This is a genomic window from Demequina sp. B12 (genome assembly GCF_028823635.1).
Classification (GTDB): Bacteria; Actinomycetota; Actinomycetes; order Actinomycetales; family Demequinaceae; genus Demequina.
Map to the genome: position 1 here is coordinate 100,265 of NZ_JAPEHU010000002.1, position 18,736 is coordinate 119,000.

Sequence of the window (18,736 nt, forward strand, 5' to 3'; positions counted from 1 at the left end):
TCGCTTGCGTTGCCCGCCATCGCTTCCAATGTGGCCGTGCCCCTAGCAGGCCTGGTGGACACCGCAGCGTTGGGCCACTTTGCGACTGCCACGGACATCGGCGCTGTGGGCCTAGGTGCAGCCGTCGTGTCGACGCTGTTTTGGATCTTCGCGTTCCTGCGTACCGGCACCACCTCCTTGGTGGGACGGTCTTTGGGACGGGCCGACGCTCCCGGAGCGGTCCGTCACGTCCAGCGGGCTTTGGGGTTGGCCTTGGCCATGGCCGCAGTGTGGCTGGTGGTCATGTGGGTAGTGGTTCCGGCCATTCTTCACGTGCTGGCACCCGCGGGCCCCGCACGGGATGCGGCGATCGCGTACACGCTGATTCGCGGCATGAGCCTGCCGGCGATGCTGCTCGCGCTGGTGGTCTCGGGCTACTTCATTGGGGCTAAGAACACGCGCATTCCGCTCGTGATCGCGAGCACCCAGGCAGTCGCGAACATTGTGCTGGACCTCATCTTGGTGGGTGCGCTCGGATACGGGGCTCAGGGGGCCGCTTGGGGCACGTTCGGTTCGGAACTCATCGGAGCCGCATTGGCGCTCATCTTGCTGTGGCGGAAGCTCACCCCCACCCAGCGGCAGACCTTCCGCGACTGGCGGGACCGCAGCCTGCGCCAAGGCTGGACCACGCTCTTGAAGTTCAATGGTTCGCTTATGGGACGCACGGCGTTGCTGACCGGAGTGGTCACGTTCGTGGCCTCGGTGGGCTCGTACTTTGGGCCGGAAGTCTTGGCGGCGAACGCCATCATGCTCCAAATGATGAACCTGGCCTCGTATGCACTGGATGGGTATGCCAATGCCGCGGAGGCACTGGTCTCTCACGCGGCGGGCGCCGGGGACGTGCCCCAGTTCCATGCCTCTGTCATTGCGACCGCCATCCCCATGGCTGTGATCGGTGTAGGGCTCACGCTGGTGTTCTGGCTGGGGAGAGGCGTCATCCTAACGTTGTTGACGGACCTGCCAGACGTGAGATCGACTGCCCTGGAGTATTGGCCGTGGATTGCGCTGCTGCCATTGCTGTCGTGGGGGGCCTACTGGTTCGACGGGGTCTACTTGGGCGCCGGTCAAGCGGGGCTGATGTTCGGTGCGATGGCGGTATCAGTGCTGGGGGTGTTCGTGCCCATGGTGCTGATCAGCGCCGGAACCTCCGGAGGGCTCACTAACGGCATCGTGTGGACCAGTTTCCTCACCCTCAACGTGGTCCGCCAGGTCACCTTGGGCGCTGCATATCCGCGCCTGACTCGAAAAGTCGCCAGCGGAACCTAACGGGTGAGCGGTCCGTGGGCAGTGCAACGCCCGTTGACCGTCGCACTGCGCACCGTCGCACCGCCGTGCCTCCGCACCGCCGCCCGCGCATCGCGTCACCGCCGCACCGTCAGGCCGTGCCATGCTGGCCCCCATGTCCCCGACTTCTGTCAGCGGCACCGACACCGCGGTCAGCCTGACGATGCGCGATGTCTTGCGTGTCGCATCGGCCCTTCTGGTGTGCGGCGCTGCCGTCTTGCTCTTTGCTGTCCACGTCCGTCCCGCGGGCTATCTGCCGCTGCTGCTGGGTGTTGCCCTGGCGTGGTGGGTGGACCGGGAGCTCGCCAAGGACCTCACGCTCATCGCGGCGGGTCAGGTCATCATTTCCGCGATCTCGTTGCAGGCGGACCTCTCCAATGCGGGGATTGCGCGGTTTGCCGTGGCGCTCAGCCTGGCGGTGCTGGTGCCGTGGGCGCTGGCACGGTGGTGGCGCGGTCATGGTGCGGTCAGGTTCCCTGTGCGGACGGGGAAGAAGTGGACGCGGGGCCAGTGGGTGTACCTGGCGGTGACGCTCGTGGTGGGCTACCTGGTGTTGCCGTACTACTTCATCGGTTCCGGCGCGTACCTGAACTGGCCTGACTTGAGCGGTGACACCGATGTGTGGCGCCTGTTCCTGGGCGTGAACGCCGTGGGAATCTGGGACGAGTTGTTCTTCATTTGCACGGTGTTTGCGCTGCTACTCAGGCATTTCCCGTTGTGGCTGGCGAATGTGTTGCAGTCGATCGTGTTCGTCTCCTTCTTGTGGGAGTTGGGGTACCGGGAGTGGGGTCCCGCCCTCACCATTCCGTTCGCGTTGGTGCAAGCATGGTTGTTTGTGAAGTCCAAGTCCCTCAGCTATGTGGTGGCGGTGCATCTGTTGTTTGATGCGGTGGTGTTCGCGGCCCTGGTGCACGCACGCCGGCCCGAGTTGTTCGACATCTTTGTGACCGCACCATGACGGGGGACAGTGCCGCGAGGGCTTCCCCTGTGCCGCCGCTGCATCGCTTGGGACCGCTTGATGCGTTGGTGATGTGGGCACGCCGCTCTGCCTCGTTGGGGCGCACCGTGGTCATCGGGGTCGCGGGACCGCCGGGTGCGGGGAAGTCCACGACCGCGGCGCTGTGGGCACAGCAGATCAGCGACGGGGGCTTCCCTGCAGTCGTGGCGCCGATGGATGGGTTTCACTTCAGCGCGGACGTGCTCCGTGAACGCGGGCTGGCGCATCGCAAGGGTGCGCCGGACACGTTCGATGTTGAGGCGTTGAAGGGCGCGCTCGCGGCTGTGCGTGAGCCTCACCGTGCGGCTGTGCCGTGGCCCACCTATGACCGGGAGCGTCACGACGTTGTCGCACACGGGATGAGCGTGCCGCCTCAGGCCGCAGTGGTCATTGTCGAGGGCAACTATCTGTTGCTCAAGGACGAGCCGTGGGCGGGCATCGGCGCATATCTCGATGAAGCATGGTTCCTCGACGTGCCATGGGAGGTGACGCGTCAGCGGCTCATCGACAGACGGGTCGCGACGGGTCGTGAGGCCGATGCTGCGGTTGCCTGGGTCGACTCGGTAGACCGGGACAACGATGCGGTGGTGCGGGCCACCCGTGCAGGGGCGGACCGGGTGGTGACGGGGGAGCAGTTACCCCAGCCAGGCGCGGGTGCCGAACGACCCGAGTGAACGTCCGACGACCTGTGACGCGTATGCGAGGTCGTCGGCCAGGCGCTCGGGTGCGAAGCCGAGCGTGGCGATGCGGTGCGCGAGTGCGCCGTGCAAAAAGTCGCCCGCGCCCAGGGTGTCCACCACTGGTACCGGGGTGACGGGAATCTCCACGGGAAGGTCATCTCCGTGTTGCAGGAGCATCGGCCGGTGTCCCCGAGTGACCACAGCGGCGCTCACACCCGCTGCCATGAGCCTTTCGAGGGTGTCGTGCGGGTCGCCAGGGGAGTCCGGGAACCGGAAGTCGTCACTGACGACCGCGATATCGGTGACCTTCACGAGTTCAGGGGTGTAGTGCTTGTAGGAGCCGGCATCGAGCACCACCGGAACGCCACGTTCCTGGGCTGCACACGCCAGCGGTACCGACAGATGCCGGTGATAGCCATCGATCAGGACCGCCCCCGCGTCTTGGACCAATGACGCGGCGTCCCACTGTGGCGGCGTTGCGGGCACGTCTGTCGCGGCGCTCGTGGGCGAAACCACGGCACGCTCGCCCGTGGAGGCCGTGATCATGATGGCGGCTGTCAGCGGCGGTCCGCTGAGTGTGTGATCCGCGATGTCAACGTCGACTCCGCAATCGGTGAGGTCGCTCACGATCACATCCGTGAGGGGGTGGGGCGGCAGGGCCGTCACCAGGGTCGTGGGGGAACCGCAATGGGCCGATGCCACGGCCGCGTTGGCGGCGGGACCACCCGCAGCCATGAAGAAGTCACGCGACGCCACCTTGAGGTTGGCGGGTGGAACGGCATCCACCAGATGTACGACATCCAGAGTCGTGAGACCCGCACAGAGCACACCCAACCGAGGAGAATCCATGCGGCGATCCTCCCATGCCGGCTGTTCACCGACTGTGGACAACTGCCTCAGATGCGCAAGGAGCGCACGGGCATAAGGCACGATAGAGACATGACCGACTCAATTCGCGTGACCGGTGGGCGCGCTCTGAACGGTGAGGTCCACGTCCGTGGTGCGAAGAACTTCGTGTCCAAGGCGATGGTGGCCGCACTGCTGGGCTCCACCACATCCACACTGCGTAACGTCCCCCAGATCCGTGACGTGGAGATCGTTTCCTCGCTCCTGTCACTGCACGGCGTGGGAGTGGACTACGACGTGGAGTCCGGAGTCTTGGTCATGGACACCGCGAACCTGACGTCCGCGGACGCCGTGGATATCGCGCAGCACGCCGGCTCGTCCCGTATCCCCATCCTGTTGTGCGGACCTCTCCTGCACCGTCTGGGTAGCGCGGTGATCCCCGACCTTGGTGGCTGCCGCATCGGCGACCGGCCCATCGACTTCCACCTGGAAATCCTCAAGAAGTTCGGTGCGGTCGTCGACGAGGGCGCAGACGGTTTGCACCTCACCGCCCCGCACGGACTCAAGGGCATCAAGCACGAACTCAGCTACCCCTCCGTGGGCGCCACCGAACAGCTGCTGCTCACCGCGGTCATGGCTGAAGGCATCACGACGCTGCACAACGCCGCCGTCGAACCCGAAATCAAAGACCTCATCGACACGCTCCAGAAGATGGGCGCGATCATTTCCGTGGACACGGACCGCTCCATCACCATCGAAGGTGTGGCGGCCCTCAAGGGCTTCGACCACGTGGCGTTGGCCGACCGTATCGAGGTGGGCTCGTGGGCATCTGCCGCGCTCGCGACCGGCGGCGACATCTTTGCGCGCGGCGCCCAGCAGCGGCACATGGGTTCGTTCCTGAACACGTTCCGCAAGGTGGGCGGTGAGTTCGAGGTGACGCCTGACGGCATCCGCTTCTTCCACCCCGGCGGCGAACTGAAGTCCATCGCGCTTCAGACCGACGTCCACCCGGGCTTCATGACGGACTGGCAGCAGCCCCTCGTCGTGGCGCTGACGCAAGCAACCGGACTCAGCATCGTCCACGAAACGGTGTACGAGAACCGGCTGGGCTTCACCTCCGCCCTCAACCAGATGGGCGCCCAGGTGCAGTTGTTCCGCGAATGCTTGGGAGACAAGCAGTGCCGGTTCGGCCAACTGAACTTCAAACACTCCGCCGTGATCTCCGGCCCCACGCCTTTGCGTGCAGCAGAGATCGAGGTCCCTGACCTCCGTGGCGGCTTCTCCTACCTGATTGCTGCGCTCGCGGCAGAAGGCACCTCCACCGTCACCAACATCGGCATCATTGACCGCGGTTACGAGAACTTCCGGGGCAAGCTTGCCGCGCTTGGTGCGGTGATCGACTGACGTGGCGCCCCGTATGCCAGGCGGCTTCAAAACCGCCGCTTTCTTCGTCAAGCCCCTGCTGATGGGTGTCACCCGGCGCGAGTGGTCGGGAGGGGAGAACCTTCCTCAGGACCAAGGCTTCATTGCGGTGTCCAACCACGCCACCTATGCCGACCCGTTCACGCTCGCACACTTCCTGTACGACCACGGGTTCGCGCCCCACTTCCTCGCCAAGGCGTCGCTGTTTGACATCCCCCTGGCTGGACGGGGACTGAAGGGCCTGGACCAGGTTCCGGTGCACCGCGGCTCCGCGAAAGCAAAGGACGCGGTCGATGCGGCCGTCAAGCTGCTCCAACGCGGCGACTCCATTGCGGTGTTCCCTGAGGGCACGTTGACCCGTGACCCAGATCTATGGCCCATGAAAGGGCGCACAGGTGCTGCCCGCATGGCGCTGGACCACAACGTGCCGGTCATCCCGATCGCGCAGTGGGGGGCCCACCAGCTTCTCGCCCCCTACGGCAAGAAACCCAGCCTGATCCCACCCAAACTCGTGAAGATGAAGGCCGGGCCACCGATTGACTTGGACGATTTCCGTACCGGTGACGTGGGGATCGAGGCGTTGCGTGGCGCGACGGATCGCATCATGGCAACGTTGACCACAATGGTGGGGGAGTTGCGCGGCGAAACACCGCCCGCGGAACCCTATGACTCACGCAACGACAAGAAGGAAGGCAAGTAGATGACCAAGGCCGCCGTGCTTGGAGCAGGTGCCTGGGGAACCACCTTTGCCGCCGTTTTGACCGATGCTGGCACGCAGGTGTCGTTGTGGGGACGTGACGAGGACGTCGCTGAACAGATCAACACCGAACACATCAACCAGCGTTTCTTGCCGGACCTTCCGCTGCCGTCAGGAATCCACGCCACTACCGACATCGAAGCCGCACTCGCTGACGCGGACATTGTGGTGGTGGCGCTTCCCGCGCAGAAGTTGCGCACGATCGTCGCGGACTGGAAGCCCCTGATCCCTCGTAGTGCCGTCGTCGTGTCGCTCATGAAGGGTATCGAAGTCGGCACCCACAAACGCATGAGTGAGGTGCTGACGGAGCTGTGGGACATTGAGCCCGAACGGATGACGGTCGTATCAGGTCCCAACCTGGCTCGCGAGATCGCTGCCCGACAGCCGTGCGCAACCGTCGTTGCCGGCGCCAACCGTGCCGCAACGGAACTCGTTGCCGGGGCCACAGCATCGGCGTACTTCCGGCCGTACACCAACACGGACCTGGTCGGCGTCGAGTTGTGTGGCGCGTTCAAGAACGTCGTGGCGGTAGGCGTGGGCGCCACCGACGGCCTGGGCTACGGTCACAACACCACCGCGACAGTCATTACGCGCGGCCTGGCGGAGATCACTCGGCTTGGCACCGCCGTGGGGGCGCATCCGGACACGTTCTCGGGACTTGCGGGCATGGGTGACCTCATCGCCACGTGTGCATCGCCGCTGTCACGCAACCACACCTTGGGCGCCTACGTGGGCGCCGGGCTATCGCTCGACGACGCTCTGGCCCGCACGGGTGGCACGGCAGAGGGTGTGAAGACGTCGCTGTCTATTCAGGAGTTGGCCCGTCAGTACGGCGTGGACGTCCCCATTTGCGATTCGGTTGTTCGGATGTTGCATGACGGCGATCCCATCGCGGACGTCATCACCTCGTTGCTGTCACGCCCGCGCAAGGCGGAGGTTTCCTAATGGCGGACCAGACTGTTCTGGTCCTGTTCGGCGGGCGTTCGTCCGAGCACGGCGTGTCCTGTGTCACGGCTGGGGGTGTGTTGGGTGCCATCGACCGCGACCGGTGGAACGTGGTGGCCGTCGGCATCACCGCTGAGGGTCGTTGGGTCCACGTCAGCGACGATCCCGCGGACTGGCAGCTCACGGACGGCCACATGCCAACGGTGGCGGACAAGGGTTCCACGGTGGTGCCCCCTGCGCGTGCCGGTGACAACCTGTGGCGCACCCTCAGCGAAGACGGCGTCGTGGAAGACCTGGCGCACGTCGATGTAGTGTTCCCGCTGCTCCACGGCCCGTGGGGCGAAGACGGCACCGTGCAGGGCGCGCTTGAACTCGTTGACGTTCGCTATGTGGGCTCCGGAGTGTTGGCGTCCGCAGCCGGGATGGACAAGCAGTTCATGAAGGCTGCCTTCCGCGACGCAGGCCTGCCAGTGACGCCAGACGTCACTTTGCTGCGCGGCGACTCCGTGGCCGATCGAATGGCCCAGGTCGAGGCATTGGGCCTGCCTGTGTTTGTGAAGCCCGCCCGCGCCGGTTCGTCGATGGGGATCAGCAAGGTGACGGACCTCGCGACCTTGCCGGCGGCACTGGCCGACGCCGTCAAGCATGACCCCAAGGTGCTCATCGAGCAGGCGGTGCTGGGACGCGAGATCGAGACGGCGGTGCTGGAGACTCTGGACGGCCCGGTCGCTTCCGGCGCCAGCGAGATCATCACCGGTGGGGACCACGACTTCTACGATTTTGAAGCGAAGTACCTGGACGCCGATGCGATTGTCCTGCGTATGGCGGACGACCTTGACGAGGACACCGCGGCGCGGGTGCGTGACATCGCGTTGCGGGCATTCCGCGCGGTAGGGGCGGAAGGACTCGCGCGCGTCGATGTTTTCCTCGGTGAGGACGGCACCATCACGGTGAACGAAATCAACACGATGCCTGGGTTCACTCCCACCAGCCAGTACCCCCGCATGTGGGCGGCGGCGGGGAAGTCTTTCCCCGAGCTGGTAGAAACGTTGCTTCAGACCGCGCTGCACCGCCCTCTGGGCTTGCGCTAGAGAAGTTGCGGCCCGCGCCTTGTGGCTCGGACCAGCGTTAGCGACATTCGAGGTTGTTGTGCGGCGCGCGCGCCGCAGCCGTCGAGACCGCCGCGAGGATTTCCGTGATGGCATCGTCCGCGCGCACCGTGGGCACCGTCAGTTCGAGCGCGGGGGACCGGCCAAACGTGACCGCCACCCACATGTCGTCCTCTTCTGTCACGAGCCAGTCCACATCCGCAGACGCCGTCGCCACCGAGATGCAGGGGTCTGTGGTGGGGCCAGGCGGCTCCACGCCGCAGCGCGCCACGATCGGGAAGTCTTCTCCCCAGGCTTGGGTGGCTTGGGAGGTGGTGCCACGCTGTTCGAGTCCGCCCACGACGGTGGGGATGGCCAACATGACCTGGGCGCAATCGGGGTCGGATGCGTATTCGGCTGGGTCCACGACCAGCGGGTGCGCACACGCGGTGAGAGCGAGTGCGCTGAGGGTGCCGAGCGCGGCGAGAGAGACGTGGCGGCGCATGACTCAAGCGTAATGGTGGCTACCCTCGTTCCATGACCCGCATCAGTGACCTCTCTGAGGACCAACTCATCGCTTTGTTCGCGCCCCGACTTCCGGAGTCTGACGCCACGATCCTGGGCCCGGGGGACGATGCCGCCGTGATGGGTGTCGACGGCCACTTGGTGGTGTCAGCGGACATGCTGGTGGAGGATCGCCACTTCCGCCGCGCATGGTCCACGGGCGAGGACGTGGGTTTCAGGGCTGCGATGCAGAATCTCGCGGACATTGACGCGATGGGCGCGGTCGCGACCGCGTTGGAGATCTCGCTCGCGCTCCCAGGTGACCTGGAGGTCGAGTGGGTCTTGAGCTTCTCCGACGGCCTGCGCAAAGCGTGCGAGCCCCATGGCGTGGGGGTCATCGGTGGAGATCTGTCGTCGAGTGACCACATCGTGGTGGCGGTCACTGCGTTGGGTGAGACGCACGGCGTCGAGCCGGTGACACGCGCCGATGCTGAGGTGGGGGACATTGTGGCGGTGTCGGGGCCGTTGGGTGCGGCGCGTGCGGGGTTGGCGCTGCTCGATGCTGGCAGGCGGGATGCGCCGGAGGCGATCGAGCTGTTTTTGAGGCCGCAACCGCGCATTGGGGCGGGGCTGGAGGCCGCGCTGCACGGTGTGACAGCGATGATGGATCTGTCAGACGGGCTGGTGCGTGACGCGGAGCGGATTGCGCGGGCTTCTCAGGTGCAGATCAGTGTGGATTCTGGGGCTGTCCCGGTTCATGAGGCAGCCGCGTTCACGGCCCAGGTGCTGGGTGAGGACGCGTTGGCGTGGGCGCTGGGGGGCGGTGAGGACCACCACATGCTGGGGTGTTTCCCACGGGAGTCAGCGGTGCCGGCCGGCTGGACAGTCATCGGTCAGGTCACCGCGGGTGAGCCGACGTTGCTGATTGATGGTGCAGCACCTGCGGTGCAGGGATGGGACCACTTTGGGTGAGTGAGGGCGGGAGGTGGCTGCCCCATGTGGGGCCCGCGCCTTCCGCAGGCACGAAAAAGCGGGCGTCCCCGAGGGGAATCGCCCGCTTCTTTCGTTGAGTACGCCTTAGACGGCGCGCTGCACCTTGCCTGCCTTGAGGCACGAGGTGCACACGTTGACCCGCTTGGGGGTACCTGCAACCACGGCACGAACGCGCTGGATGTTCGGGTTCCAGCGACGCTTGGTGCGGCGGTGCGAGTGCGAGATGGAGTGACCGAAGGACGGTCCCTTGCCGCAGACGTCGCAGTTGGCAGCCACGATAGTTCTCCTTGGTGTCTTTGCGCGTCCACGGGTACTGCGGAGCGCCACATTTATGAGCCCGGTGTGTTCGGGCAACCGCACTAGAGTATCTGACAGTTGCTCCCACAGCAAACGCCGCGTGTGCCACACAGGGGTGTCAGGGGCACATGACAGCATAGAGGCCTGGGTGCCACAACTGTGACGCCGCTGATAGCAAAGGGACTGATGGCTGAATCGACCGATCTTCGACGCTGGCTTTCTTCGGGGGCTGCAGCGGTGAAGCGTGCACGTGGTCGGCTCGATTCCATCAACGTCTTTCCGGTTCCCGACTCGGATACCGGGACCAACCTGTACCTGACGCTTCAGGAGGGAAACCGGGCGGTGGCGAAGCTGCCGGAGACGGCGACTCATCGCGAAGTGGTCGCTGCGTTTACGCGCGGCGCGTTGCTGGGGGCGCGTGGCAACTCTGGCGTCATTGTGAGCCAGTACCTCACGTCTTTCCTGTCGTCGCTTGACTCTCATGGCGGCTTGACGGGGGCGAAGTCCAAGGCGATTGCGGCAGCGTTGGAAGAGGCAGCATCGTCCGCCTACCAGGCGGTGGGGTCACCGGTGGAGGGCACCATCTTGACCGTGGCGCGTTGCGCTGCGGAAGGCGCGCGGAGCGCGGCCGACTCGGGTGCCTCCAGGGATGCCACGGTCATTGAGGCCGTGGTGGCTGCGCGCGCCGCGCTGGTGCGTACCCACGACGAGCTACCGCACGCGAAGGAAGCCGGCGTCGTCGATGCCGGTGCTGCGGGCCTGGTGCTCCAACTCGAGATGCTCGCGGAAACGATGGCGGGGGAGAGTGCGCTTGCCGACTTTGAGGAAGTTCCCTGGGAGTTGAGCGATCACGATCTCAAGGTCACCGCGCATGACGTGCACGACCATCACGGCGGGGCCTACGAGGTCATGTTCGTGGCGCAAGACACGGAGGACATCCGTGAAGCGCTCACGGGGGAACTGCAGACCCTGGGCGATTCTGTCGCTGTCACTGGCGCACACCACCTGTGGCAGGCGCACGTCCACACCGACGTGCCAGCGCAGGCGGTCGAGCACGGCATTGCGACGCACGCCCACCAGATCATCGTGCGCAACATCAGCGTCGCGCATGATGCGGACCGCTCGTCGACTGGCGTGGTCGCGTTGACCACATGCCCGGGGCTGGCGGAGCCGCTCGCCGATGCCGGAGCGGTGGTGTTGGTGGTTCCCGAGCCGTCGGGGCTGAGCAAGCGGGCGCTCAAGCGTGCGGTGAAGGATGCATCGGGTGCTTCCGCGGTCGTCGTGGCCGGTCACCCGCACCTGAAGGCGGTGGCGCTCGATCTTGCGCACCGCAACGGAAAGAAAACGCCGCAATTGACAGTGGTGGAGGCGAGCCATGAGGCTCACGTGGTGTCGGCCATTGCTGCGGCGGCAGTCGTGACGCCGGGGCAGGACCTCGCTCAGGAGATGGCTGCCGCGGTCGCTCGCACCTCCGTGGGTGGTGCCAGCGCGGATGCGCTCGATGCGGACGTGGACGCGATGATCACCCCTGATGCGGAAGTTGTGTCACTGATCCTCGCGGCAGGTGTGCCGGAAGCGGTGACCGAAGTGGTGAAGACCTCGGTGCCCGCGGCGGCACCGTACGCCGACATTCATGTGTACCGCGGAGGACACCATGCGCCTGCGGTCCTGATCGGTGTGGAACGCGGCGCTTCAGACGCGTCATGACCAGCGATCGCCTGCGGGAGCCACTCAAGTCTGTCTTGGGTGCCCGCACCGCCAACGGCCTCGCCAAACTCGGCGTTGAGACCGTCGGTGACCTGGTCCGTCACTACCCGCGCCGGTATGGCGCCCCAGGGGAGATGACCAACATCGGTCAACTCCATCTGGGCGAGCATGTCACTGTCATGGCTCAGGTGCGGTCCGCGCAGGTGCGTTCAATGCGCTCACGTGGCGGAGCCATGCTTGAGGCGATCGTCACGGACGGCTCCGAGACCTTGCAACTGACGTTCTTCGCCAAGCGCGCTGGAGTCTTGCGCATGCACGAAGACAAGTTGCGTGCCGGCCGGACGGGCCTGTTTACCGGCACCGTGGGGGAGTACCGCGGACGCCGACAACTCACTCATCCGGACTACCTCATCGTGGGTGTCGATGCAGACAGCGAGGACCAGGCAGTCCTTGAAGCCTCTCGCCCCATCCCCATGTACCCGGCCAGTTCCGCGGTCCCCACCTGGCGCATCGGCCGGTCCGTGCGTACCGTCCTGGATCCGCTCACAGAAGACGATGTCCCTGATCCGCTACCGGCTGCGCTGCTGGAGAGCCGCGGCCTGCCGTCGCTGCGTGAGGCCCTTCAGCTCGTCCATGTGCCGGACACGACGGACGACTGGAAGCGAGGTCAGGACCGGCTCCGTTGTGAAGAAGCTTTCGTGCTGCAAACAGCGCTCGCGCGCAAGCGGGCCGCCCACCAGCATCTGCGTTCGGTGCCACGGCCTGAGGTGGCCGACGGGCTACGGGACGCGCTGGACTCTCAGCTTCCCTTCCCGTTGACGGACGGGCAGGTCACGGTGGGACGTGACATCAGCGCGGACTTGGCTTCTTCCAAGCCGATGCTGCGGCTCCTCCAAGGCGACGTGGGCGCGGGCAAGACCGTGGTCGCTTTGAGGGCCATGCTGCAAGTGGTGGATGCCGGCGGGCAGGCAGCGCTGCTGGCGCCTACGGAAGTGCTCGCCGCCCAACACGCACGTTCCTTGCGCAACCTCATGGGCTCGCTGGCCGATGGAGGCATGCTCGGTGGTGCCGACGGTGCCACACGAATCGCACTACTGACCGGCTCGCTTGGCGCCACAGCGAAGCGCCAGGCGCTTGCGGAAGCAGCCTCCGGTGCCGCAGGAATTGTGGTGGGCACGCATGCACTCCTGAGCGAGACGGTGCAGTTCGCAGACCTAGGCCTGGTTGTCGTGGATGAGCAACACCGGTTCGGAGTAGAGCAACGGGATGCGCTGCGGGATCGCGGCGAACACCCGCCTCACACGCTGGTCATGACGGCTACGCCCATTCCGCGCACGGTCGCGATGACAGTCTTTGGTGACCTCGAAACATCAACGCTCAGCGAACGCCCTGCCGGACGTGCAGAGATCACGACGCACCTGGTTCCCGCAGACAACGAAGCGTGGCTGACGCGCACCTGGCAGCGTGTCAAAGAAGAAGTCGCGCAGGGTAGACGCGTGTATGTGGTCGCTCCCCGCATCGACGACAACGATGCCGACGGCCCCATCGAAGGCAGCGTTGACTCGGACCAGAGCGAGTCCGCGACACCCCTGGACATCGACGATGCCCTGGTCGCTGAGGACCCCAAGGTGCCCCTGGCATCGGTCGCGGGAACCGTCGACGAACTGACGTCACGCCCCGAGCTTGCTGGGGTGAGCATCGGCCTCATGCATGGCCGGCTTGCTCCAGAAGACAAGGACGCCGCGATGGCCAGGTTCGCGTCAGGGGCCACTCCGGTATTGGTGTCAACGACAGTCATTGAGGTCGGCGTGGATGTTCCGGAAGCCACCATGATGGTGGTGCTCGACGCGGAGCGGTTCGGAATCTCGCAGCTGCACCAGTTGCGCGGTCGAGTGGGGCGTTCGTCGTTGCCGTCGCTGTGTTTGCTGGTGACACGCGCTCAGGAAGGCACTGTCGCTCGCGAACGACTCGATGCGCTCGCGGCCACTACTGACGGCTTTGAGTTAGCGGAGAGGGACCTTGAGCTGCGGCGCGAAGGTGACGTGTTGGGAGCCTCGCAGTCGGGGGGCAAATCGTCGTTGCGGCTCTTGCGTGCCATCAAGGACGCGACGCTCATCGAGGACGCTCGCCGTGACGCATACGCCCTGATCGAGGAGGACCCGCTTCTCGAGCACCACCCGGTGTTGGCGCGAGCAGTTGCCGACTGGCTCGACCCGCAGCGCGAGGCGTTCTTGGACCGCGGCTAGCGTCTAGTCAGCTTCCGGCGCCACAGCAGTGCAGGCGACGTCCTGGAAGTCCGGTTCACCCGATGCAGTGAATCCCAAGGTCGCGGTGCCGCCATCAGGGATCGTCCCGTTGTAGTCGACGTTGCTGGCTGTCACGTTGCCGCTGGCGCCCGACTTGAGGGTGGTGTTCCACGCGCCATCGATCACGGCATCACCTACGGACATCGTCACTGTCCAGCCTTCAACGTCGCCGAAAGCGGACACGATGACGTTGGCCTGGAAGCCCCCTGACCATTCCGAGGTCACGTCTACCTCAGCAGCACACGTAGGAGCCACTGCCGGGGGCTCCGCCACCTGGGTGCCGCTCGGCGTGGGTGAGGGTGAAGGGGCCGCGGTTGCGGACGTGACGGTTGCCGGTGCGTCCGAGTCTGCCGTGGCGCGGGCAAGTGCCCATCCGCCCACGAACAGCAGCAAACCCGCTCCTACAGCCGCGGGCACGAGCACCCGTGCGCTCTTCCACCAAGGTGAGATCTCAGCATTCTTGTGCTGATCAATAGTCACGCTTCACGTCCCCTCAGACACGTCGCTTGTTCGATGATCGCGTCAACTCTAGCGAGGTCGCCTCGATACGCTGGAGCCGTGACACGAATCATTGCGGGACAGTGGGGCGGCCGTCGTCTTCAGGTGCCAGCCAAGGGCACACGTCCGACGACCGACCGCGTACGGGAAGCGTTGTTTTCGCGGCTCGATCACTCTGGAGTGTTGACGGGGGCGAAGGTCTTGGACCTGTTCGCGGGCTCTGGAGCGCTGGGTTTTGAGGCGTTGAGCCGTGGTGCGAGTGAGGTCACGTTGGTGGAGTCGGGTGCCCCGGCTGTTCGGGTCCTGCAGACGAACGTGCGGGAACTTGGCGTGGGGGGACAGGCTCGGGTGGTGCGGGAGAAAGTGGCGCCGTTCGTGGCCCGCTCGGCCGCGACCACGCCCGGTTTCACACTGGTCTTGATCGATCCGCCGTACGACTTGAACCCTGATGAGGTAGACGCATTCCTGGAGGGACTGCCGGCGCTACTTGCGCCGCAGGCGACGGTGGTGTTGGAAGGCTCCACTCGTGCACGCGCGCCCCAGTGGCCGGCGGCGTTGGAGGTCCTCACGTCGAAGGACTACGGGGAGACGCGACTGTTCTACGCGGAACACGTCCAGGCGTGACGCGCCGCAGTGTTTCGAGCTGAGGTAGCGTCGTCGCTATGACGATCGCGGTTTTCCCAGGCACGTTCGATCCCATCACGGTGGGGCACGTGGACATTGTGACGCGCGCCGCGTCCTTGTTTGATCGCGTGGTGCTCGCGGTGGCGCACAACTCGACCAAGACGCCCTTGTTGAGCGCCGATGCGCGCGTGGAGTTGGCCGCGCAGGCAACGGCGCATGTGCCAGGGGTTGAGGTCTTGCGCACGGATGGATTGCTGGTGGACTTTTGTCGCGCCCAGGGGGCCGATGCGATCGTGAAGGGTCTGCGCGGCGGAGCGGACTTCGATGCGGAGCGTCCGATGGCGTTGATGAACCGTTCGTTGAGCGGCATCGAGACGGTGTTTATCGTCGGCGACAATGGTTTGAGCCACGTCGCATCGTCGCTGGTGAGAGACGTGGCACGGCACGGGGGAGACGTCTCGGGATACGTTCCGCAGGGGGTTGCTGAGGCGATTGCTGAGGCTTTGGCCTGACGCGCCCTGGGCTCAGGTTGAGACCAGGGGCATTTATCGCGTAAAGTAGTGCGCCGGTCCTGCTGACGTTGCACGGACCAGGTCTTGCGAGACCGGAATCGATGGGAGGCGCGCACGATGTCGCACCGCCCAAGCACCTCTCCGTACGTGTTCCAAGTGAGGGACATCGTGCGAAGCCCTGGTGCGCACCGCTCAGTGAGCGAGTCGTTTCCGGCCCCTCAAGCCCTGGGTACGGATATCGTTGGCGTGCCGTCAGGTGCCGCCGTTGAACTCGATGCGAGTTTGGAGTCGGTGTCGGACGGTATTTGGGTTTCGGGAAGCGTGCGCGCGCAAGCCATTGGTGAGTGCGGACGGTGCTTGGATGAGGTTCGACTTGATGTCGATGCTGCTGTTCAAGGGCTGTTCGCTGAAGAACCGGTAGGCTCTGGCGAGGACGAGGAAGAGCCTGAGGACGTCTTCGAGTTTGATGGTGAGAACCTGGATCTTGAGGACGTGGTGCGGGACGCGGTAGTGACAGCACTGCCGTTCACCCCGCTGTGCCGCCCGGATTGCCCCGGCCTGTGCGACCAATGTGGTGCCAGGCTTGCGGATGATCCGGACCACGCCCACGAGGTGATCGACCCGAGGTGGTCGGCGCTACAGAGTTTGACTGAACAGAAAGAGAGTTAGCCGTGGCAGTTCCTAAGCGCAAGATGTCGCGCAGCAACACGCGTGCGCGCCGCTCGCAGTGGAAGACGACCGCTGCAAACCTCACGACGTGCCCGTCGTGCAAGGCGGACAAGCTCGCCCACACCGCATGCCCTTCGTGCGGCGCCTACAACGGTCGCCAGTACGCAGAGGCACTGCGCACCGAGAACGAGCTGTAAAGAGTTTTCCAGCGCGGGGACGAGCATCGTGACGATTCCAGGGCAGGCTGCGGCCGACGCCCTGATCTCGCGCCTCGGGGTCACTATCGACCCTGATTTGCTCGTCCTCGCGCTTACTCATCGCTCATTCGCCTATGAGGCGGGTGGGCTGCCCACGAATGAGCGCCTGGAGTTCCTTGGCGACTCTGTTTTGGGCATCATCGTGACTGATCGCTTGTACCGCGATCACCCCGACCTCCCTGAAGGCGAGCTTGCGAAGATGCGCGCCGCCACAGTGTCGCAAAAGGCGCTCTCGGAGATCGCTCGGGAAGTTGACTTGGGCCCCTGCATCCTGCTGGGCAAAGGCGAACGCACCACGGGCGGCGCCGACAAAGACTCCATTCTGTGCGACGCTGTCGAAGCGATCATCGGTGCCGTATACCTCAGCCACGGGATCGACGTGGCGCGTGACGTGGTGCTCAACCTCGTTGACGGTCACCTCAAGGCTGCTGCCACCTCCGGCGTCGCCTTGGATTGGAAGACCTCGCTCCAAGAAGCATGTGCTGAACGCGGCAAGGGTGCTCCCCTCTACTCCTGCGAAGGTGATGGACCGGACCACGCGCGTACCTTTACCGCCACCGTCACCATCGACGGTGAGGCGTATGGCACCGGAGTGGGCAGCGCCAAGAAGTATGCTGAGCAGGAAGCCGCTGCTGAGGCTTACAAGGTCCTCGTAGGCATGGACGCTTCCGCTACACGTGCGTAAGACGGCAGTTCCCTATGCCTGAACTCCCAGAAGTAGAGACGGTTCGTGCCGGCCTGGTGCCCCATGTGGAAGGTGCCCGAGTGGTGTCCGTTGACGTGCGTCGGGCCTCCTGCGTGCGGCTGATGGCCGGTGGCGCAGACGAGTTCACTGGCCGCCTTGTAGGGGCCACCATCGTGACGGCAGTGCGGCGCGGCAAGTTCCTGTGGATGCCACTGACGTATCAAGCCGATGCGCACGCTGGCTTCAACACCCCAACCGACGCGCTGTCCGCTCATCTGGGCATGTCGGGGCAGTTCCGCGTCCACCGGGGTGCCGACATCCCCGCACCACATCCGCATTGCCGCACACGCCTGGTCGTGGAGCGCGATGGCGAGAGGTGGGTCATCGACTTCCTCGACCAGCGCACGTTCGGCTACCTGCACGTGGAGGATTTGGTCGCCACGGGCGATGGCGGCCCTGGCGGGCACGGGAGCTCGCTTCCCGCTCTGCCTGTGAGCGTGGCGCACATCGGCCGGGATGCCCTGGATCCGATGCTGGACGTTGCGGGGGCAGTGGCGTCGTGGCGCCGCGGCCGGCGTGGCATCAAGCAGGTGGTTTTGGATCAGGGTCTGGTCTCCGGGGTGGGGAACATCTATGCCGACGAGGCGCTGTGGCTGGCGCAGATCCACCCCGAACGGCCTGCAGAGGCGATGTCGCGTGCGCAGGCGCAGAGCCTGCTTGCCGCGGCTTCCGATGTGATGGGGCGCGCGCTTGAGGTGGGCGGCACGAGTTTTGACTCGCTGTATGTCAACGTCAACGGCGAGTCAGGCTACTTTGCCCGCGGGCTTGAAGCGTACGGGCGAGCGGGGGAGCCGTGCAGTCGGTGTGGAGCGTTGCTGCGCCGCGCCACGGTAGGAGGGCGCGCCACTCACTGGTGTGCCGCATGTCAACGACGATGGGCGCCCCGCGGTGGGCGTGCCCGCTAGGTTCCAACGGGAGGTTACGCCTACGATGCAGGGTATGGCTGACGTAAAAGTGCTGGTCCTCGATGATCACGAGGTCGTTCGACGTGGAATTTGCGACATTCTTGATCGCGCGGACGGGGTCGAGGTTGTGGCAGAGGCCGCCTCTGTCGCCCAGGCGGTGCGTCGTGCTGACGCTGTGCGTCCCGACGTGATTCTCTCCGACCTTCGTCTTCCGGACGGCACTGGACTCGACGTCATTGCCCACGTGCGCAAGACGTTGCCCGACACCCACGTCGTGGTGCTGACGAGCTATGACGACGACGAGGCGCGCGCTGCCGCTCGTCAAGCCGGTGCTGACGCCTTTGTTGCCAAGACGGCCGGCTCAGCTGAGGTGGTGAAGGCGGTGCTCGATGCCGCCACGGGTCGCGAACACGGCCAGCACATCGCGGTTGGTGAAGACGAGGCCACTGCTCGCCTCACCCCCACCGAGCGGCGTGTGTTGCAGGCCGTCGGTGAGGGCAAGTCCAACCGTGAGATTGCCGAACAACTCGGTATCGCGGAGAAGACCGTTAAGAACCACGTCACCTCGGTGCTGTCCAAGATGGGTTTGCGCCGCCGCACGCAGATCGTGGCGTGGGCGACGCAGCGTCGCGCTCAGTCGTTCCGGGGTTAAGCCAGACCC

Annotated in this window: 21 protein-coding genes; 17 read left to right on the plus strand and 4 right to left on the minus strand. The window is 65.3% G+C overall.

All coding sequences use genetic code 11. The features are described 5' to 3' along the window. Nucleotides 1-9: 9 nt before the first annotated feature. From ON058_RS04945 to ON058_RS04955, 3 genes are all read left to right on the plus strand, one after another. Complete coding sequence (locus ON058_RS04945; protein WP_274667926.1) at nt 10-1,305, plus strand: MATE family efflux transporter; 1,296 nt, start codon at nt 10-12, stop codon at nt 1,303-1,305. 181 nt (nt 1,306-1,486) lie between these two features. Next, a complete protein-coding gene (locus ON058_RS04950) occupies nt 1,487-2,281 on the plus strand; it encodes a CPBP family intramembrane glutamic endopeptidase (protein WP_274668406.1) in 795 nt (264 codons plus the stop codon). Then, the gene (locus ON058_RS04955; protein WP_274667927.1) at nt 2,278-2,994 is read left to right on the plus strand and encodes a nucleoside/nucleotide kinase family protein; all 717 of its coding nucleotides are present in this window, start codon (nt 2,278-2,280) and stop codon (nt 2,992-2,994) included. The genes ON058_RS04950 and ON058_RS04955 overlap by 4 nt, the downstream gene beginning before the upstream one ends. Here the strand turns inward: ON058_RS04955 and ON058_RS04960 are convergent. Next, entirely contained in the window at nt 2,956-3,849 is an 894-nt protein-coding gene (locus tag ON058_RS04960; RefSeq protein WP_274667928.1) for a PfkB family carbohydrate kinase, read from the minus strand. The genes ON058_RS04955 and ON058_RS04960 overlap by 39 nt on opposite strands. Nucleotides 3,850-3,939: 90 nt before the next feature. Here ON058_RS04960 and murA point away from each other — a divergent pair, with 90 nt between their 5' ends. From murA to ON058_RS04980, 4 genes are read left to right on the plus strand one after another with little or no spacing between them, the layout of a single operon-like run. Next, complete coding sequence (murA, locus tag ON058_RS04965; protein ID WP_274667929.1) at nt 3,940-5,250, plus strand: UDP-N-acetylglucosamine 1-carboxyvinyltransferase; 1,311 nt, start codon at nt 3,940-3,942, stop codon at nt 5,248-5,250. A 13-nt stretch (nt 5,251-5,263) separates the two neighbouring features. Beyond that, nucleotides 5,264-5,968 carry a 1-acyl-sn-glycerol-3-phosphate acyltransferase gene (locus ON058_RS04970; protein ID WP_274667930.1) on the plus strand — a complete coding sequence of 235 codons (705 nt, stop codon included), beginning with the start codon at nt 5,264-5,266 and terminating at the stop codon, nt 5,966-5,968. Beyond that, nucleotides 5,969-6,970, plus strand: coding sequence for an NAD(P)H-dependent glycerol-3-phosphate dehydrogenase (locus ON058_RS04975; protein WP_274667931.1), 1,002 nt, complete (start codon nt 5,969-5,971; stop codon nt 6,968-6,970). Next, nucleotides 6,970-8,061, plus strand: coding sequence for a D-alanine--D-alanine ligase family protein (locus tag ON058_RS04980; RefSeq protein ID WP_274667932.1), 1,092 nt, complete (start codon nt 6,970-6,972; stop codon nt 8,059-8,061). The genes ON058_RS04975 and ON058_RS04980 overlap by 1 nt, the downstream gene beginning before the upstream one ends. Nucleotides 8,062-8,098: 37 nt before the next feature. Here the strand turns inward: ON058_RS04980 and ON058_RS04985 are convergent, their stop codons facing one another. Further along, nucleotides 8,099-8,563 (minus strand): DUF3515 family protein, encoded by a 465-nt coding sequence (locus ON058_RS04985; RefSeq protein WP_274667933.1) that lies wholly within the window; start codon nt 8,561-8,563, stop codon nt 8,099-8,101. Between the two features lie 32 nt (nt 8,564-8,595). On the opposite strand from ON058_RS04985, the gene ON058_RS04990 reads away from it, so the two are divergent. Further along, nucleotides 8,596-9,534, plus strand: a complete 939-nt coding sequence (locus ON058_RS04990; RefSeq protein WP_274667934.1) for a thiamine-phosphate kinase — start codon at nt 8,596-8,598, stop codon at nt 9,532-9,534. Between the two features lie 105 nt (nt 9,535-9,639). Here ON058_RS04990 and rpmB read toward each other — a convergent pair whose 3' ends face one another. Beyond that, nucleotides 9,640-9,831, minus strand: coding sequence for a 50S ribosomal protein L28 (rpmB, locus tag ON058_RS04995; RefSeq protein ID WP_061962473.1), 192 nt, complete (start codon nt 9,829-9,831; stop codon nt 9,640-9,642). Between the two features lie 207 nt (nt 9,832-10,038). Here rpmB and ON058_RS05000 point away from each other — a divergent pair, with 207 nt between their 5' ends. Together ON058_RS05000 and ON058_RS05005 are read left to right on the plus strand one after the other, a co-directional pair. Continuing rightward, entirely contained in the window at nt 10,039-11,559 is a 1,521-nt protein-coding gene (locus tag ON058_RS05000; RefSeq protein ID WP_274667935.1) for a DAK2 domain-containing protein, read from the plus strand. Continuing rightward, nucleotides 11,556-13,805, plus strand: a complete 2,250-nt coding sequence (locus ON058_RS05005) for an ATP-dependent DNA helicase RecG (protein WP_274667936.1) — start codon at nt 11,556-11,558, stop codon at nt 13,803-13,805. The genes ON058_RS05000 and ON058_RS05005 overlap by 4 nt, the downstream gene beginning before the upstream one ends. Nucleotides 13,806-13,808: 3 nt before the next feature. On the opposite strand, the gene ON058_RS05010 is transcribed toward ON058_RS05005, so the two are convergent. Further along, nucleotides 13,809-14,345, minus strand: a complete 537-nt coding sequence (locus tag ON058_RS05010; RefSeq protein ID WP_274667937.1) for a cellulose binding domain-containing protein — start codon at nt 14,343-14,345, stop codon at nt 13,809-13,811. Nucleotides 14,346-14,423: 78 nt separating this feature from the next. On the opposite strand from ON058_RS05010, the gene rsmD reads away from it, so the two are divergent. The 7 genes from rsmD (at nt 14,424) to ON058_RS05045 (ending at nt 18,727) form a co-directional block, all read left to right on the plus strand. Continuing rightward, entirely contained in the window at nt 14,424-14,987 is a 564-nt protein-coding gene (rsmD, locus tag ON058_RS05015; protein ID WP_274667938.1) for a 16S rRNA (guanine(966)-N(2))-methyltransferase RsmD, read from the plus strand. A 38-nt stretch (nt 14,988-15,025) separates the two neighbouring features. Next, nucleotides 15,026-15,499, plus strand: coding sequence for a pantetheine-phosphate adenylyltransferase (gene coaD, locus ON058_RS05020; protein ID WP_274667939.1), 474 nt, complete (start codon nt 15,026-15,028; stop codon nt 15,497-15,499). A 195-nt stretch (nt 15,500-15,694) separates the two neighbouring features. Beyond that, complete coding sequence (locus ON058_RS05025) at nt 15,695-16,168, plus strand: DUF177 domain-containing protein (protein WP_274667940.1); 474 nt, start codon at nt 15,695-15,697, stop codon at nt 16,166-16,168. 2 nt (nt 16,169-16,170) lie between these two features. Beyond that, entirely contained in the window at nt 16,171-16,365 is a 195-nt protein-coding gene (rpmF, locus tag ON058_RS05030) for a 50S ribosomal protein L32 (protein ID WP_274667941.1), read from the plus strand. Nucleotides 16,366-16,393: 28 nt separating this feature from the next. Then, nucleotides 16,394-17,110, plus strand: coding sequence for a ribonuclease III (rnc, locus tag ON058_RS05035; RefSeq protein WP_274667942.1), 717 nt, complete (start codon nt 16,394-16,396; stop codon nt 17,108-17,110). A gap of 14 nt (nt 17,111-17,124) precedes the next feature. Then, a complete protein-coding gene (gene mutM / locus ON058_RS05040) occupies nt 17,125-18,075 on the plus strand; it encodes a bifunctional DNA-formamidopyrimidine glycosylase/DNA-(apurinic or apyrimidinic site) lyase (RefSeq protein ID WP_274667943.1) in 951 nt (316 codons plus the stop codon). Nucleotides 18,076-18,109: 34 nt separating this feature from the next. Beyond that, on the plus strand, nt 18,110-18,727 hold the full coding sequence (locus ON058_RS05045; protein WP_274667944.1) for a response regulator: 618 nt from the start codon (nt 18,110-18,112) through the stop codon (nt 18,725-18,727). The last annotated feature ends 9 nt before the right edge of the window (nt 18,728-18,736 follow it).

What these genes read in the sequence shown, in the direction of transcription:
- ON058_RS04950 (WP_274668406.1), top strand. Translation starts at nt 1,487, where the DNA reads ATGCGCGATGTCTTGCGTGTCGCATCGGCCCTTCTGGTGTGCGGCGCT.
- ON058_RS04955 (WP_274667927.1), top strand. Translation starts at nt 2,278, where the DNA reads ATGACGGGGGACAGTGCCGCGAGGGCTTCCCCTGTGCCGCCGCTGCAT.
- ON058_RS04960 (WP_274667928.1), bottom strand. Translation starts at nt 3,849, where the DNA reads ATGGATTCTCCTCGGTTGGGTGTGCTCTGTGCGGGTCTCACGACTCTG.
- murA (WP_274667929.1), top strand. Translation starts at nt 3,940, where the DNA reads ATGACCGACTCAATTCGCGTGACCGGTGGGCGCGCTCTGAACGGTGAG.
- ON058_RS04970 (WP_274667930.1), top strand. Translation starts at nt 5,264, where the DNA reads ATGCCAGGCGGCTTCAAAACCGCCGCTTTCTTCGTCAAGCCCCTGCTG.
- ON058_RS04975 (WP_274667931.1), top strand. Translation starts at nt 5,969, where the DNA reads ATGACCAAGGCCGCCGTGCTTGGAGCAGGTGCCTGGGGAACCACCTTT.
- ON058_RS04980 (WP_274667932.1), top strand. Translation starts at nt 6,970, where the DNA reads ATGGCGGACCAGACTGTTCTGGTCCTGTTCGGCGGGCGTTCGTCCGAG.
- ON058_RS04985 (WP_274667933.1), bottom strand. Translation starts at nt 8,563, where the DNA reads ATGCGCCGCCACGTCTCTCTCGCCGCGCTCGGCACCCTCAGCGCACTC.
- ON058_RS04990 (WP_274667934.1), top strand. Translation starts at nt 8,596, where the DNA reads ATGACCCGCATCAGTGACCTCTCTGAGGACCAACTCATCGCTTTGTTC.
- ON058_RS05000 (WP_274667935.1), top strand. Translation starts at nt 10,039, where the DNA reads ATGGCTGAATCGACCGATCTTCGACGCTGGCTTTCTTCGGGGGCTGCA.
- ON058_RS05005 (WP_274667936.1), top strand. Translation starts at nt 11,556, where the DNA reads ATGACCAGCGATCGCCTGCGGGAGCCACTCAAGTCTGTCTTGGGTGCC.
- coaD (WP_274667939.1), top strand. Translation starts at nt 15,026, where the DNA reads ATGACGATCGCGGTTTTCCCAGGCACGTTCGATCCCATCACGGTGGGG.
- mutM (WP_274667943.1), top strand. Translation starts at nt 17,125, where the DNA reads ATGCCTGAACTCCCAGAAGTAGAGACGGTTCGTGCCGGCCTGGTGCCC.
- ON058_RS05045 (WP_274667944.1), top strand. Translation starts at nt 18,110, where the DNA reads ATGGCTGACGTAAAAGTGCTGGTCCTCGATGATCACGAGGTCGTTCGA.